Source organism: Pseudomonas sp. Snoq117.2, from assembly GCF_900110545.1.
GTDB lineage: Bacteria > Pseudomonadota > Gammaproteobacteria > Pseudomonadales > Pseudomonadaceae > Chryseomonas > Chryseomonas benzopyrenica.
Genome location: NZ_FOED01000007.1, coordinates 23,536 through 39,017, shown reverse-complemented (window position 1 = coordinate 39,017; position 15,482 = coordinate 23,536). Strand labels below are relative to the sequence as shown.

Below are 15,482 nucleotides of genomic sequence, written 5' to 3'. Positions count from 1 at the left end.
TCTATGCGGTGAATGCTAAGCTCCAGCTTCAAGTGCCGGTAGACGGCGGTTTTGGCATGCACCTTTGCTCTGGAGTCACAAGTGGATCTGACTGGTCGCTCGGGCGAGATGGCGGTGTTCGCCCAGGTGGTCGAGGCTGGCAGCCTCTCGGCAGCGGCCAGAGCCCTGCGCCTGACGCCTTCGGCGGTGAGTCGCTCCATCGCCCGCACCGAACAGCGCCTCGGCACGCGGCTGCTGTTGCGCACCACCCGGGCCATCACCCTCACGGCCGAGGGCGCGGCCTATCTGCGCGCGGCACGGCGCATCCTGGCGGACCTGGCCGAGGTGGAAGACGCCATCGCCGACCAGGGCGTGCCCAGAGGGCGACTGAGGGTCAGCGCCGCCCTCGGTCATGGCCGCATGACCCTGGTGCCGCTGGTGGCGGCCTTCAGCGCGCGCTATCCGGATATCGTGGTGGACCTGGCGCTGGGTGACGAGGTGGTGGACATCCTCGCCGGCCAGGCCGATGTGGCGATCCGCTTCGGTCATCTGGCCGACAGCCCCCTGAGTGCCCGCCCCATCGGCGTCACCGGGCAGGTGGTGGTAGCCTCGCCCGCCTACCTCGCCCGCCACGGCACGCCTCAGGTGCCGGAGGACCTGCTCGAACACAACTGCCTGAGATTCAACTTTCGCCGCGCCCTGCCCGACTGGCCCTTCGTCCGCGATGGCCAGGCCTTCGCCCTGAAGATCAGCGGCAACATCGAGTGCAACAGCGGTGAGGCCCTGGCGCTGCTGGCCCGGGAAGGCGCCGGCATCGCCCGTATCGGGGAATTTAGCGTGGCCGACGACCTGCGCAGCGGCGCCCTGGTGCCGCTGCTGGAGGCCTGGAATCCGGGGGATCTGGAACCCATCCATGCGGTGTTCGTCGGCGGCTCGACCATGCCGGCGCGGGTGCGGGTGTTCGTGGATTTCCTGGTGGAACGACTGGGCCGCTGACGCGCCCTTCGACCGGCGTCGCCCTGGTATGGGCAGGCGCTTTGCCGCCTGCGTCATTCGCCAAGCCGGTCCGCTTGTAATAGTCTGAGCAATCAACACGCTTAGATCGGGTCCGCGTCGCGGCGTCATCGCCCACGGCAAGGCCGCTCGCTGCCCGTTGCGGCGGCCCCTCCTGCCTGTCGCTGTCGCTGCCGACGGCGGTACGTCCCAGGCCCTCTTTCCTCACCCCGCAGGAGCTCTCTTGTCCAACCTTCCCTCGCCGCTGGCCTTTCTCGACGTCCCCGGTGAAATGGCCGCGCTGATGCGCCAGAAGGACTGGTCCCAGACGCCCTTCGGCCCCCTGGAGACCTGGTCGACGGCGCTGCGTTCGGCGGTCAGCATCTGCCTCGGCTCGCGCTTCCCCATCGTGCTCTACTGGGGCGAGACCCGCGCCCTGATCTACAACGACGCCTGGAGTCCGGTGCCGGGGCGCAAGCATCCCTGGGCGCTGGGGCGCGCCGGCTGGGAGGTCTGGGCGGAGATCTGGGACATCATCGGACCGATGTTCGATCACGTAATGGCCACCGGCGAGGCGACCTGGTCGGAAGACCAGTTGCTGCCGCTGAACAGATTCGGCTACGTGGAGGAGTGCTACTTCTACTACAGCTACAGCCCGGTGCGCGGCGAGACCGGCGCGGTGGAGGGCATCTTCACCGCGGTGACCGAGACCACCTACCGGGTGCTGACGGAACGGCGCGAGCGATTGCTGCGCAACGTCTCCGAAGCCACCTCGGCGACCCGCGCGGCGGTGGACGCCTGTCGCGAAGGGGTGCGCTGCCTGCATGAGGTGTCGGAGGAAGCGCCCTTCTGCCTGGCCTATCTGCGTGACGCCGCCACCGGCGCCCTGAGGCGCGTGGCCCTGGCCGGGCTGGCCGCAGACGATCCCCTCGCGCCACTGGAGGTCACGGCGGACAGCGACGCCCTGCCCTGGTCCTTTGCCGCGGCCCGCCAGGCGCCAGCGCTGATCGGCGGGCTGGCCGAACGCCTTGGGGGCCGCCTGATCGGCACGCCCTGGCCGGAGCCGCTGGAAGAGGCCCTGGTGGTGCCCATCCCCGGCCCGCCGGGCGAGGAGCCCCATGGCTATCTGGTCGCGGGCATCAGTCCACGACGGCGGGTGGATGCCGACTACCGGAATCTCTTCGTCCGCGCCGCCGGGCACCTGGGCACCGCCATCGCCAATGCCCAGCGCTACGAGGAAGAACGCCGCCGCGCCGAGCAGCTGGCCGAACTGGACCGCGCCAAGACGGCGTTCTTTTCCAACGCCAGCCATGAATTCCGTACGCCGCTGACACTGATGCTCGGCCCCCTGGAAGACATGCTGGCACGCCCGGACCGCACCGCGGGCGAACCCCGGGTCGGTCGCCAGGAGCTGGAACTCATCCAGCGCAACGGCCAGCGCCTGCTGCGCCTGGTGAATTCGCTGCTGGACTTCTCGCGCATGGAAGCCGGCCGGATGCGCGCGAGCTTCGCGCCCCTGGACCTGGCGCTCTATACCGCGGAACTCGCCAGCAGCTTTCGCTCGGCCATGGCCCGCGCCGGCCTGGCCTTCGGCATCGACTGCGGCCCCCTCGACGAACCGGTCTGGGTGGATCGCGACCTCTGGGAAAAGATCGTCCTGAATCTGGTCTCCAACGCCTTCAAGTACACCCTGGCGGGCGAGGTGCGGGTCAGCCTGCGGCGCCAGGATGGCTATGCCGTGCTGGCGGTCGCCGACAGCGGCGTCGGCATCCCGCAGAGCGAACTGGGCAAGGTGTTCGACCGCTTCCACCGCATCGAAGGCCAGATCGGCCGGACCCACGAGGGCACCGGCATCGGCCTGGCGCTGGTCAAGGATCTCACCGAGCTGCATGGCGGCGAGGTGCGGGTCTCCAGCCAGATCGGCGTGGGCACCACCTTCGAGGTGTGGCTGCCGTTCGGCCACGCCCATCTGCCCGAGGCCAACCGGGTCAGCGCGACCCAGGTGTCTACCGCCACCCGCGCCGACACCTTTGTCGCCGAGGCCCTGCGCTGGCTGCCGGACGAGCCGCTCCCCAGCGCCCCCATGACGCGCGACGAACAGGTCGGGGGTGGCCAGGGGCGCGGCGAGCGCATCGTCCTGGCCGACGACAACGCCGACATGCGCGGCTATGTCGAACGGTTGCTCAAGGAGTCCGGCTACCAGGTGGAAGCCGTGGCCGACGGCCGCGCCGCGGTCGAGGCGGTGCAGCGGCAACTGCCGGCGCTGGTGCTGTCCGACGTCATGATGCCGGTGTTGGACGGCTTCGGTGTGCTGCGCGCCCTGCGCAGCGACGAGGGCACCGGCCAGGTGCCCATCATCCTGCTGTCGGCACGGGCCGGCGAAGAGGCCTCCATCGAAGGCATCGCCGCCGGCGCCGACGACTACCTGGTCAAGCCCTTCAGCGCCCGCGAGCTGATCGCCCGGGTGGAAGGCGCCATGCGCCTGGCGCGACTCAGACGCGAGACCGCCGATGCCCTGCGCCAGGCCAACGAGGTCCTGGAAATCCGCGTCCGCGAACGCACTCGCGAGCGTGACCAGCTCTGGGCCTACAGCCACGACCTCATCGGCATCGCCGACAGCCGTGGCATCTGGGTCAGCATCAACCCGGCCTGGACCCGTACCCTAGGCTGGACGGTGGACGAGATCATCGGCAAGACCTCGGAATGGCTGGAGCATCCCGAGGATCGCCAGCGCACCCGCCAGGAGATCGCCCAACTGGCGGCGGGCGCCGCCAGCTTCAATTTCGAGAATCGCTTTCGCACCCGCAGCGACAGCTACCGCACCCTGTCCTGGACCGCCGTGCCCGAAGGCGGCCTGCTCTATTGCGTGGCCCGTGACGTCACCGTCGAGCGCGAACGGGCGCTGGAGCTGGAACAGGCGCGGGACGCCCTGCGCCAGAGCCAGAAGATGGAAGCCATCGGCCAGCTCACCGGCGGCATCGCCCATGACTTCAACAACCTGCTCACGGCGATCACCGGCTCGCTGGAATTGCTGCAGCGCCATTTGAACGGCGAACAGCCCCGCGCCGAGCGCTACATCGGCATCGCCATCGCCTCGGCGCAGCGGGCCGCCGCTCTCACCCAGCGCCTGCTCAGCTTTGGTCGGCGCCAAGCGCTGGATCTGCAGCCGGTGGACGTGAATCGGCTGGTCACCGGCATGGAGACCCTGATTCAACGCACCCTCAACGAGAACATCCGCCTGCAACTGCAGCTCGATGCGGCCACCTGGTCCACCTGCAGCGATGCCAACCAGCTGGAAAACGCCCTGCTCAATCTCTGCATCAATGCCCGGGACGCCATGATCCAGGGCGGCCAGCTGGTGATCACCACGCGCAACCTGCGTGACCCCCGATTGCTGATGCTGCCCGAGCGCCTGAGCGGCGACTATGTCGAGCTGGCGGTAGAGGATACCGGCAGCGGCATCCCGGCCGCCGTGCTGGAAAGGGTCTTCGAGCCCTTCTTCACCACCAAGCCGCAGGGCAAGGGCACGGGGCTGGGCCTGTCGATGGTCTATGGCTTCATCAAGCAGAGCGGTGGCTACATCGACCTCCACAGCGAGGAAGGCCGCGGCACCCGGGTCAGCCTGCTGTTCCCGCGCCATCAGGGTGTCGCCAGCGAAGCCGTGCCGGAGGAAGTGGCGCTGCAACCGGGTCGCGGCGAGCGGGTGCTGGTGGTGGAAGACGAACCCGGAGTGCGCCTGCTGATCGTCGAGGTGCTCAAGGACCTGGGCTATACCGCCCTCCAAGCCGAGGATGCGCCCACCGCCCTGGCGCTGCTGGAGCGCGAGCCGCAACTGGACCTGGTGGTCTCCGACGTGGGCCTGCCGGGGCTGAACGGCCGCGAGCTGGTGGAAGAGATCCGTCGCCAGCGCCCCGGCATCGCCGTGCTGCTGGTGACCGGCTACGCCGAAGAGGCCATGGACGTGCAGCGCTTCCTCGGCCAGGGCATGCAGCTGCTGCAGAAGCCCTTCGCCATCGAGGTGCTCAGCGAGCGCATCCAGGGCCTGTTGCAGGACCGTCGCGAGCACCCCTGACCAGGGTTTGCGCCCTGGGCGGGAAATCCTGGGGCTGACGCCTGTCCTATCCAGCCAGGTCGGACCGACCGCCTTCCGTCGCCAGCGGCGCGGGGGCGGTGCGACCTGGCTTACCCCTCAGGTTTTCAGGATACCCGCGTTCCCTATGTCTTCCTCCCGCTCCACCGCTCCCGCCGCCGACCCTGATCAGAAGGCCTCCGCCCGGCGACTGATCTTTATCACCGTCCTGGTCGCCACCATGGGCGCCCTGGCCTTTGGTTACGACACCGGCATCATCGCCGGCGCCCTGCCCTTCATGACCCTGCCCGCCGACCAGGGCGGCCTGGGCCTCAACGCCTACACCGAAGGCCTGGTCACCGCCGCCCTGATCGTCGGCGCGGCCTTCGGCTCGCTGGCGGCGGGCTATCTCGCCGACCGCCATGGCCGGCGCACCACCCTGCGCCTGCTGTCGATCCTCTTCGTCGTCGGTGCCCTGGGTACCGCGGTGGCGCCCTCGGTGGAGCTGATGGTGGTCGCGCGCTTCGTGCTCGGCCTGGCGGTGGGCGGCGGTTCGGCCACGGTGCCGGTGTTCATCGCCGAGATTGCCGGGCCCAAGCGGCGTGGCCGGCTAGTGAGCCGCAACGAGCTGATGATCGTCAGCGGCCAGCTGCTGGCCTATGTGCTCAGCGCGCTGCTCGCCTGGCTGGTGCACGACAACGGCATCTGGCGCTATATGCTGGCCATCGCCATGGTGCCGGGCATCCTGCTGTTCGCCGGCACCTTCCTGCTGCCCACCTCGCCGCGCTGGCTGGCGGCCAAGGGCCGGATCGAAGAAGCCGAAGCCGTGCTGGAACGCCTGCGCGACACCCCCGAGGAGGTCGAGCGCGAGGTCCAGGAGATGCGCGAGAGCGAGGAGCAGGCCAAGCATCGCCCACCCCTGCGCGAACTGCTCGGCCAGGGCTGGGTGGTCAAGTTGCTGCTGCTGGGCATCGGCCTGGGCTTCGTCGCCCAGTTCACCGGGGTCAACGCCTTCATGTACTACACCCCGATCATCCTCAAGAGCACCGGCATGGGCACCAGCGCGGCCCTCACCGCCACCATCGGCAATGGCGTGGTCTCGGTGATCGCCACCCTGCTCGGCATCTGGGCCATCGGCCGCGCCGGGCGCCGCACCCTGCTGCTGGTCGGCCTGGTGATCGTGGTGCTGGCGCAACTGGCGCTGGGCAGCGTGCTGCTGTGGCTGCCGCAGAACCTCACCCAGAGCTACCTGGCGCTGGCCTGCATCCTGGTGTTCCTGCTGTTCATGCAGATGTGCATCGCGCCGGTGTACTGGCTGCTGATGTCCGAGCTGTTTCCCAACCAGGTCCGTGGTCTGCTGACCGGGGTGGCGGTGGCCGTGCAGTGGCTGTGCAACGCCACCGTGGCCTTCAGCTTTCCGGTGGCTCTGGAAGCCATCGGCAACTACACCTTCTATGTTTTCGCCGCCATCAATGTGGGGTCACTTCTGTTCGTCTATTTCTGCTTGCCGGAGACCCGGGGCAAGTCGTTGGAAGAAATCGAACGCCATCTGAAGAAAGAGTTGTAGCGGGTCGTTAGCTGACCGATCGACGATTTTCCGGCTTGCTGCGGACCAAATGGAATAATTTTTCTTGCCGTATCAAGTCGGAATTATCCAGGCCGATGCAGAGTGAAGGCATGCTGCCGTCACTCTTCGCGCCAGGGCGCGACCGGGGCTTTCGATGAACATCAAACAAAAACTCACATCGCTTTTCGCGGTAACCGCCTGCCTCCCGGTGATCCTGGTGGCGGGCGTGGTCATCATGAACGTGCGCAGCCAGGCCACCGGGGACTTCCTCGACGGTAGCGGGCGCGAAATCCGTCAGATTGATCGCAACATCCAGCAGTTCTTTGCCGGCATCCAGCAGAACGTCGACTACCTGGCCAAGGAGCCGAGCATCCTGGCCCTGGATGGCCTGAAGAACTACCAGGGCGCGGATGCCGCCCAGCAGCCGCAGACCGAAGCCGGCCAGCAAGCGGTGAGCTATTTCACCCGCTTCGCCAAGACCCACCCCACCACGGCCTATCTGTCGATCGGCCTGACCGATGGCAGCTACGCCAGTTGGCCGGACGACGCCAAGCTGGCCAACTACGACCCGCGCGTGCGCCCTTGGTACCAGGCGGCCATGAACAATCCGGGCAAGGTGGTGCGTACCCCGGCCTACTACTGGGCGACCGACGACGTCTCGCTGATGGGCATCGTCCGGACCATGGAAGACGCCAGCGGCAAGGTCCGCGGTGTGGTGGGCCTGGATATCTCGCTCAAGCAGCTCACCGATCTGGTCAAGAGCATCACCCTGGGCCAGAGCGGCTACCTGATGCTGGTGGAAGAGAATGGCAACGTGCTGGTCGACCCGCGCGATCCCAAGCACAACTTCAAGCAGCTCAAGGAGCTGGGCGACGCCTACCAGACCCTCAGCGGCATCCAGAGCGGCCTGGGCGAGGTCACCCTCAATGGCACCGACTACATGGTCAACGTCTATCAGGCCAAGGACCTCGGCTGGAAATTCATCGGCCTGATCGAGCGTAACGAGGTGATGGGCAAGGCCACCGCCCTGACCTGGCAGATCGCCGGCATCACCGCCGTACTGGCGCTGTTGTTCGCCGTGCTCGGTGCGGCCTTTGCCGGCATGATCGTGCGACCGATCCGTGGCGTCTCCGCCGGTCTCGAATCCATCGCCCAGGGCGAAGGCGATCTGACCAAGAGCCTCAACGTCCAGGGCAAGGATGAAACCGCCGCCCTGGCCGGCTGGTTCAACCAGTTCCTCGCCAGCATCCGCCAACTGGTGCAGCGTATCGGCCAGGCCTCCACCGACCTGCAGCAGGCGTCGCAGACCACCACCCAGGCCGCCGCCAGCATGAACGAGGTGGCCGGGCGCCAGCGCGAGGCCGTGGAAATGGTCTCCACCGCCTTCAACGAGATGGTCGCCACCTCCAACGAAGTGGCGCGTTCCTGCAGCCACGCCGCGGCCTCCGCCGACGCCGGTCACCACCGGGTGCAGGAAGGCTACGGCCAGATCGAGAAGGCCACCGGCAACGTCAATCGCCTCAGCAGCAGCCTGGCCGAGTCGGCCCAGGCCATGGCGGTGCTGGAGCAAGACAGTCACAACATCAACACCATCCTCGACACCATCCGCGGCATCGCCGAACAGACCAACCTGCTGGCGCTCAACGCCGCCATCGAAGCGGCCCGTGCCGGTGAACAAGGTCGTGGCTTCGCGGTGGTGGCCGACGAGGTCCGCGCCCTGGCCAAGCGCACCGCCGATTCCACCGGCGAGATCGACGGCCTGCTCGGCAACCTGGCGCGCAAGACCCAGGAGGTCACCCGCCAGATCGAGACCAGCCTGGAGCTGTCGCAGACCAGCGTGGCCTCCATCAGCGAGGCGCGTGGCAGTTTCGAAGGCATCCGCCAGTCGGTGGACGAGATCCGCGATCAGGCGCTGCAGATCGCCGCGGCAGCCGAGGAGCAGCACCAGGTGGCCGAAGACATCAACCGCCACATCGCCCAGATCCAGGACGATGCCCAGCAGGTGGAAGGCCTGGCCCAATCCACCACCCGCGACTCCTCGCGCCTGTCGCAGCTGTCGGGCGAGCTGGATGGACTGGTGAGACGCTTCAAGGCCTGATGGCTGGTTGAGCGAGCGAAAGCCCCGCGGGTGATCCCGACGGGGCTTTTTTGTGTGGCCGAATGGGGCAGAACGTACCGTTGGGCTTCGCTGCGCTCAGCGCCAACCTACGGTGCTGCACCCGTAGGTTGGGTTGAGACGGCCCTATCGTCGAAGCCCAACCCCCCTCACCTCAAGCCCCGGACGGCGAACCCTGGTCGCGATCGCCGCGCAGGCTGCTGTGGGCCGCCTGGCAGATCTCGCGCAGGCCGCTCTTGAGGCCCTCTTCGAGGGTGGGGTGATAGAAGGGCATGTCGAGCAGCGAACTGGCGGTCTCGCCATGGATCAGCGCCAGCACCAGCAGGTGGCCGATATGGTCCATGCCCGGCCCGACCATGGCGGCGCCGGTGAGCTTGCCGGTGCCTGGCTCGGCATAGAAACGGGCGATGCCCTGGTTGCGCGCCTCGACCCGGGCGCGGCCCTGGTCATGGTAGGAAGAGGTGCCGATCAGGCTGTCCTCATCGGGCGGACTGCCCAATACGGCCACCGGCGGATCGGTGAAGATCAGCGAAAACAGCGGCGATCTCGGTGTGGGCCGTACCTCAGGATAGCAGGCGGCATTGTGCCCGGCGATGGCGCCCTCGTCGGAGGCCTCATGGAGGATCGGCCGGTCATGGTCGGCATCGCCAGCGATGAAGATCGACGAGGACCCGCACTGCAACGTCTTGGGGTCGTAGACCGGCGTGCCATGGTCGTCCAGCTCGATGCCGGTGGTTTCCAGGCCCAGGCCCTTGAGTCGCGGCGGACGGCCGGCGGCCACCAGCACATAATCGAAGTCGCCCTCGCCAGTCGCGGCACCGGACCAGGACAGCCGCACGCCCGCGCCCTCACGGCGGGCATCCACCTCAACATTCAGGTACAGGGTCAGATCCTGCGCCAGGATCTTGCGCAGCTCGGCCTTGACCTCGGTGTCCTGGAGCGCACCCAGGCCATCATCCTGACCGAACAGGGTGACGGCCACGCCCAGGCGGGCCATGGCCTGGGCCAGTTCCAGGCCTACAGGACCGGTGCCTATCACCGCCAGGGAACGAGGCAGGTCGGGCAGCTCGAAGATCGTTTCGTTGGTCAGGGCGCGGTCGCCCAAGGCGTCGAAGGGCGCGGGCACCAGCGGATAGGAGCCCGTGGCGATGATGATACTTTTGGCCTGAATAGTTTTACCATTATTCAGTTGCAGTCGATCTGGCGCGATGAAGCAGGCGGTGGCGCGTTGGGCCACACCCTCGGGTAATTTCTCGAAACCCTGCTTGGTCGCCGCAACGAAGTGATCGCGTTCGCGGCGCACCCGCGCCATGACGGCGGCGCCATTGACGTGGACATCGCCCACCTCGATGCCAAAGGTCGCGGCGCGCTGGACGGCATGATGGGCCTCCCCTGCGACGATCAGCAACTTGGAAGGCATGCAACCCACCGAGGCACAGGTAGTACCGGCCCAGTGGTCATCGATCAACAGGGTGCTGGCGCCCTGGCGCCGGGCGGCGCGTTCGGCGGCGAGGCCCGCGGTTCCGGCGCCGATCACGGCGACGTCGCACTGCAGATCGGCGGGGGTCGAAGCGGCTACAGGGTCACTCATCTCATCACCTGAGGTTACGGAGGGTCACCCGACTCGCGCCAGGACTCCAGCTAGTGACCCCAAGCGCAGCGTTGAGGTTGCATCCTCAAGGCGTGACCCACTTCGACAAAAAACCGACAATTCTTGTCAGGACCGTCAAATTCTATGCCACTCGTCACCTTATACTGGCGATCTGGAACCATTGAGGCTTCATATCCTCAATTAGCCAACTTATATGGACGCAGGCATTCACATGGAACGTGACATCAGCAAGATTCCGCTCATCAACGATTGGTCCTACCTGATCGCTCTGGAAACCGGTCTGTTTACCCGTGGTGAACTCAGCGGTACGGTGCTCAAGGCGCTCAACGACCAGGCCCGCCTGCTCTCCCGTCGCTACCTGGTGCAGAAGTCCAAGCTGGACGTACGCAAGCTGTCGCCGGCCGAGACCGAGATCCTCGATACCCTCAGCGACACCGCCGCCAGTCTGAGACGCCGCCAGCGGCTGCCGCACAACATCGTCAAGAGTCTCAGAGCCGGCGGCCTGATCGCCGCCGTCGAGCGCAGCGTCTGCGCCTCGGGCATCCTGCAGTGCCACAACGGCTTCTATGAAGACGGCCTGGAGCCGGGCGCCTTCGAACGGATCGTCATGCGCCACCCACAGGAATTCGGCGATCACGCCCGCCAGAGCGCCGCCCTCTATTTCGCCCAGGAGCCCTTCGCCCTGGAACAAGCGCAAGAAGCGCACGACCAGCCGCTGCAGGCCAGCGCCTGATGCACGAGGCGCGCGCAGCGCAAGGGGCGGCCGGGAGGCCCCAGACCCCGTTCGCCTGCGCGCGTCTCGTCGTCCCCGTCGCCTCTCGCGGTACCGCTCTCCCGGAGTCCTGGCGCATGACGCCCGCTTTCGCGCCGCTCAGCCCCCCATAGCCCCTGCCCTCGCCGGCTGGCCGATCTCGCTGATCGCGTCGGCTGTCGCCCTTTCGTTGCCGGTATAGCCGGCAGCGGCCTTTGCCTGCGTCCGTCGCGCTGACGGGCGTTCCCGCCGATGCCGTGTGCGTCGCCGTCCGCCTGGAGTCCGCTCCCGGGCGGCGGCCGCGGCATGGGCCACGGCTGCGAGGAGCAGACATGACCACCGCCCACGTCCCCCAGGGACGCAACAACTTCGATTTCCTGAGATTCGCCGCGGCCTCCACCGTGGTGATCGGCCACGGCTTCTGGCTCTCGGGTCACATCGGCGCCGAGCCGATCCTCAACTTCACCGGTTTCACCGACGCGGCCAACATCGCCGTATATGTGTTCTTCGTGATCAGCGGCTTCCTGATCACGGCGTCCTTCCAGCGCAGCCGCAATCCGCTGGATTTTCTCGCCAAGCGCGCCCTGCGGATCTTTCCAGCCTTGATCGTTTCGGTGCTCTTCTCGGTGCTGGTGGTGGGCTGGCTCGCCACCAGTCGCGAGACGAGCGCCTACTTCAGCGATCGCCAGACCCTGGGCTTCTTCAAGAACATCCTCTTGATGACGCGCTTCGAACTGCCCGGCGTCTTCACCGGCAATCCCTTTCCCGACACGGTGAACGGCAGCTACTGGACCCTGCCCTACGAGGTCTTCATGTACCTGTCGCTGCTGATCATCGGGGTGCTGGGGCTGCTGACCCGCTCGGTGGTCATGGCCACCCTGGTGGTGCTGGTGGTGGGCAACTTCCTGCTGCTGCCGCAGATGGGCATCGCCAGCTTCGTGCTGCACAAGGTGTTCAGCCTGGGCATGTTCTTTTTCGCCGGTGCCCTGCTGCAACTGGCCGGGCCGCGCATCCCCTGGCGTCTGGACCTGGCCCTGGCGCTCTGTCTGCTGTCGCTGGCAGCCATCGTCTGGCACGTGCTGCCGGTGATCCACCTGGTGTCACTGGCCTATGTGATCATCTACCTGGCCCAGGTACAGGTGCCGGTGCTACACGGCTTCGGCCGCTTCGGCGACTACTCCTACGGCCTCTACCTGTTCAACTTCCCGGTCCAGCAGTTGCTCATGCACTGGTTTCCCGACAGCTTCTCGCTGCCCGGTTTCCTGGTGGTGAGCTACGTCCTGACCCTGGGCCTTGCGGTGCTGTCCTGGCACCTGATAGAGGCGCCGGCATTGAAATTCAAGCCGCGGCGCCAGGCCCCCACCGCGCCGGTGGCCCCCGCCTGACGGGCAACGGCCGGTCGACTCAGCCGAGGCGACCGGCCAGGGCGAACCCGGCCAGGGTCAGCAGCAGCGATCCCAGCACATGGGCGGTGATGGTGAGCGCCGCCCAGCCCAGGCGACCGCTCTGCAGCAGCGTCACCACCTCGGCGGAAAAGGTCGAGAAGGTGGTGAAGCCGCCGCAGAAGCCGGTCACCAGGAGCAGTTTCCATTGCACGTCCAGCCCCGGATAGCGAGCGAACAGCCCCAGCGCCAGACCGATGACGAAGCCGCCGACCAGGTTCACCAGCAGGGTGCCCATCGGCAGCAGCGGGAACAGTGCATTCAGCCGCAGACCGACCCACCAGCGGCAGGCGCTCCCCAGGGCACCACCGAACATCACCGCGAACAGCGCATAGGGCATCTCGAACTCCTCTCAACGACGACGGGCGGCGACCAGCAGCACGGCAATGCCGGCCAGGGCTGACAGCAGCGAGCCCAGCAGCACCCCGATCTTGACCTCGTCGACCAGGAAGGGCGCACCCGGAAAGGCCAGGGCACCAATGAACAGGCTCATGGTAAAGCCAATCCCGCAAAGCAGGGCCACGCCATAGAGCTGCAGCCAGCTGGCACCCTCCGGCAGCCGCGCCAGGCCACTGCGGATAGCCAGCAGCGCCATCAGCGAGATGCCCACCTGCTTGCCGAGAAACAGCCCCAAGGCGACGCCCAGCGGCACCGGGTCCAGCAGATTGCCAAGGGAAATGCCGGCCAGGGAGACCCCGGCATTGGCGAAACCGAACACGGGCACGATGAGGAAGGCCACCCAGGGGTGCAGCACGGATTCCAGCCGGAGCAGCGGCGAGGCGTCGTCGGCCGCGCTATCGCCCAGGGGAATGAACAACGCCAGGATCACCCCGGCCAGGGTCGCATGGATGCCCGAGCGCAGCATGCAGAACCACAGCAGCGCCCCGACCAGCAGATAGGGCAGCAGGGCGGTGACCTTGAGGCGGTTGAGCACGAACAGCACCGCCACCAGCCCTGCCGCGGCCAGCAGCATGCTGGCGGAGAGATCGCTGGTATAGAACAGGGCGATGATCAGCACCGCGCCGAGGTCGTCGAGGATGGCCAGCGCCGAAAGGAAGACCTTGAGCGATACCGGCACCCGCGACCCCAGCAGCGACAGCACGCCGAGGGCGAAGGCGATGTCGGTGGCGGCGGGAATCGCCCAACCTGAGAGGGTCTGGGGATCGTGGCGATTGACCAGGGCATAGAGCAGCGCCGGCACCAGCATGCCGCCCAGGGCCGCGAGGCCCGGCAGGGCGCGATCGCCCCAGCTGGCGAGTTGGCCGACCGCCATCTCGCGCTTGATCTCCAGGCCCACCAGCAGAAAGAAGAGGGCCATCAGGCCGTCGTTGATCCAGTGACCGACGGAGAGCCCACCGACGTACCAATGCAGGCTGGCGAAGTAGCCCTCGGCCAGCGGCGAGTTGGCGACGATGAGGGCGATGGCCGCGGCGACCATCAATACGATGCCGCCGGCGGCCTCGGCGGCGCAGAAGCGCTGAACGAAGGCCAGGGCCTTGGTGGGGGAAGGTAGGGATGACATGGGCAGCAGGACTCCTGCGCGGCGGCCCGACCTGCGCTCGATTCAACCTGTCCTACCGCGCGACTGCGGCGACACCCAGCCGATAATCCTACTACGGCGGACGGCCCCTCGCAGTAGAAAATCCACCTGGGGCGGCAGCCGCTCTGGAGCGCTGCCTGACCGCTGGAAGAGGCGGCACAGGGGCCGGTTCGGTCTTGCCAGGGCGGCGTACAGGGAGGACCATCAGCGCCCTCGTTCTGCCTAGCAGCTGCTTTCCCATGTCCCAGGAACCCCTTACGCCGTCCCCCTCGCCCTCCCTTTCCGCGCGCCTGGTCCAGGGCCTGCGGGCCTTCTGGCCCGCGCCGCTACCCATCGACGGGCGCGAGCGACTACGCGCCAGCCTGGGCGCCGGCCTCGGCATCCTGCTCGCGGCGCTGCTGGCGGCCTGGTGGCTGGAAGGCCAGCCGGTGCATCAGCACGGCGCCCTGGCACTGGCCCTGGTGGCGCCGCTGGGCGCCAGCGCCGTGCTGGTGTTCGCCCTGCCCTCCAGTCCCCTGGCGCAGCCCTGGTCGGTGGTGGGTGGCAATACCCTGGCGGCGCTGATCGGCATCGCCTGCGCGCGGTGGATTCCCGAAGCCAATCTGGCCGCCGCCGTGGCGGTCGCCCTGGCCATCGCCGCCATGTTCACCCTGCGCTGCCTGCACCCTCCGGGCGGCGCCTCGGCGCTGCTGATGGTGCTCATCGGCGCCCAGGACTTCAGCTATGCCTGGAGTCCGGTGGCGCTGGACTCGCTGCTGCTGGTGAGCGCCGGTCTGCTCTACAACAACCTGACCCGGCGCCCCTGGCCCCATGTGCCACGCCCGGCCGAGCCGAGCAGCGAAACGCGCCTGCAGCGCGCCGACCTGGACGCCGTGCTGGCGCGCTACAACCAGGTGCTGGACATCAGCCGCGACGACCTCGCCGAATTGCTCGAACAGGTCGAGGCGCGCGCCTACCAGCGCAAGATGGGCGAACTGCGCTGCGCCGACGTCATGAGCCAGGAACCGGTGACGGCCCGCGCCGAGATGCCGCTGCAGGAAGCCTGGGCGCTGATGCGCGCCCGGCGCATCAAGGCGCTGCCGGTGGTGGATCGCCAGGGCTATCTGCTGGGCATCGTCACCGTCGCCGATTTCATGCGGCAGATCGACCTGGACGTGCACGAGGGCCTCGGCTGGCGCCTGCGCTCCCTGGTCCGGCCGAAGGCGCGCCAGGACGAACACAGCGTCGGCCGCATCATGACCCGCACCGTGCGGGTGGCCAGCGCCGACCGCTTGTTGATCGATCTGGTACCGGTGTTTTCCGAGAACGGCCACCGCCACATCCCCATCATCGACGGCTCGCGCCGCTTGGTGGGCATCATCACCCAGTCGGATCTGATCCGGGCGCTGTACCAGGCGGTGCGCGTCTAACGAT

At 67.5% G+C, this 15,482-nt stretch carries 10 protein-coding genes and 1 pseudogene; 8 read left to right on the top strand and 3 right to left on the bottom strand.

The genetic code is table 11. The annotated features are described in order from the left end of the window. The first annotated feature begins 81 nt into the window (after positions 1-81). The 5 genes and pseudogenes from BMZ43_RS17615 (at position 82) to BMZ43_RS27450 (ending at position 8,706) form a co-directional block, all read left to right on the top strand. On the top strand, positions 82-975 hold the full coding sequence (locus tag BMZ43_RS17615; RefSeq protein ID WP_093255289.1) for a LysR family transcriptional regulator: 894 nt from the start codon (positions 82-84) through the stop codon (positions 973-975). Positions 976-1,216: 241 nt separating this feature from the next. After that, entirely contained in the window at positions 1,217-5,044 is a 3,828-nt protein-coding gene (locus BMZ43_RS17610) for an ATP-binding response regulator (RefSeq protein ID WP_068383640.1), read from the top strand. Positions 5,045-5,189: 145 nt separating this feature from the next. Next, positions 5,190-6,608 (top strand): sugar porter family MFS transporter, encoded by a 1,419-nt coding sequence (locus BMZ43_RS17605; RefSeq protein WP_093255287.1) that lies wholly within the window; start codon positions 5,190-5,192, stop codon positions 6,606-6,608. A gap of 154 nt (positions 6,609-6,762) precedes the next feature. Continuing rightward, positions 6,763-7,851, top strand: a pseudogene (locus tag BMZ43_RS27455) (cache domain-containing protein); the annotation flags it as partial. Positions 7,852-7,938: 87 nt separating this feature from the next. Next, positions 7,939-8,706: a methyl-accepting chemotaxis protein gene (locus BMZ43_RS27450; protein ID WP_371913888.1), complete on the top strand. Its 768-nt coding sequence runs from the start codon at positions 7,939-7,941 to the stop codon at positions 8,704-8,706. A 172-nt stretch (positions 8,707-8,878) separates the two neighbouring features. Here BMZ43_RS27450 and BMZ43_RS17595 read toward each other — a convergent pair whose 3' ends face one another. Then, positions 8,879-10,315 (bottom strand): dihydrolipoyl dehydrogenase, encoded by a 1,437-nt coding sequence (locus BMZ43_RS17595; RefSeq protein ID WP_068383647.1) that lies wholly within the window; start codon positions 10,313-10,315, stop codon positions 8,879-8,881. A 232-nt stretch (positions 10,316-10,547) separates the two neighbouring features. Between BMZ43_RS17595 and BMZ43_RS17590 the strand changes: the two genes are divergently transcribed. Both BMZ43_RS17590 and BMZ43_RS17585 read left to right on the top strand, forming a co-directional pair. Continuing rightward, positions 10,548-11,069 (top strand): hypothetical protein, encoded by a 522-nt coding sequence (locus tag BMZ43_RS17590; protein ID WP_068383649.1) that lies wholly within the window; start codon positions 10,548-10,550, stop codon positions 11,067-11,069. 350 nt (positions 11,070-11,419) lie between these two features. Continuing rightward, a complete protein-coding gene (locus BMZ43_RS17585; protein ID WP_017638666.1) occupies positions 11,420-12,472 on the top strand; it encodes an acyltransferase family protein in 1,053 nt (350 codons plus the stop codon). A gap of 19 nt (positions 12,473-12,491) precedes the next feature. Here the strand turns inward: BMZ43_RS17585 and crcB are convergent, their stop codons facing one another. Next, the gene (gene crcB / locus BMZ43_RS17580; RefSeq protein WP_017638665.1) at positions 12,492-12,869 is read right to left on the bottom strand and encodes a fluoride efflux transporter CrcB; all 378 of its coding nucleotides are present in this window, start codon (positions 12,867-12,869) and stop codon (positions 12,492-12,494) included. Positions 12,870-12,881: 12 nt separating this feature from the next. Continuing rightward, positions 12,882-14,051, bottom strand: coding sequence for a Na+/H+ antiporter NhaA (gene nhaA, locus BMZ43_RS17575; protein WP_068383651.1), 1,170 nt, complete (start codon positions 14,049-14,051; stop codon positions 12,882-12,884). Positions 14,052-14,308: 257 nt separating this feature from the next. Here nhaA and BMZ43_RS17570 point away from each other — a divergent pair, with 257 nt between their 5' ends. Beyond that, entirely contained in the window at positions 14,309-15,478 is a 1,170-nt protein-coding gene (locus tag BMZ43_RS17570) for an HPP family protein (protein WP_093255282.1), read from the top strand. The last annotated feature ends 4 nt before the right edge of the window (positions 15,479-15,482 follow it).

What these genes read in the sequence shown, in the direction of transcription:
- BMZ43_RS17585 (WP_017638666.1), top strand. Translation starts at nt 11,420, where the DNA reads ATGACCACCGCCCACGTCCCCCAGGGACGCAACAACTTCGATTTCCTG.
- BMZ43_RS17605 (WP_093255287.1), top strand. Translation starts at nt 5,190, where the DNA reads ATGTCTTCCTCCCGCTCCACCGCTCCCGCCGCCGACCCTGATCAGAAG.
- BMZ43_RS17570 (WP_093255282.1), top strand. Translation starts at nt 14,309, where the DNA reads ATGTCCCAGGAACCCCTTACGCCGTCCCCCTCGCCCTCCCTTTCCGCG.
- BMZ43_RS17595 (WP_068383647.1), bottom strand. Translation starts at nt 10,315, where the DNA reads ATGAGTGACCCTGTAGCCGCTTCGACCCCCGCCGATCTGCAGTGCGAC.
- BMZ43_RS27450 (WP_371913888.1), top strand. Translation starts at nt 7,939, where the DNA reads ATGAACGAGGTGGCCGGGCGCCAGCGCGAGGCCGTGGAAATGGTCTCC.
- nhaA (WP_068383651.1), bottom strand. Translation starts at nt 14,051, where the DNA reads ATGTCATCCCTACCTTCCCCCACCAAGGCCCTGGCCTTCGTTCAGCGC.
- crcB (WP_017638665.1), bottom strand. Translation starts at nt 12,869, where the DNA reads ATGCCCTATGCGCTGTTCGCGGTGATGTTCGGTGGTGCCCTGGGGAGC.
- BMZ43_RS17590 (WP_068383649.1), top strand. Translation starts at nt 10,548, where the DNA reads ATGGAACGTGACATCAGCAAGATTCCGCTCATCAACGATTGGTCCTAC.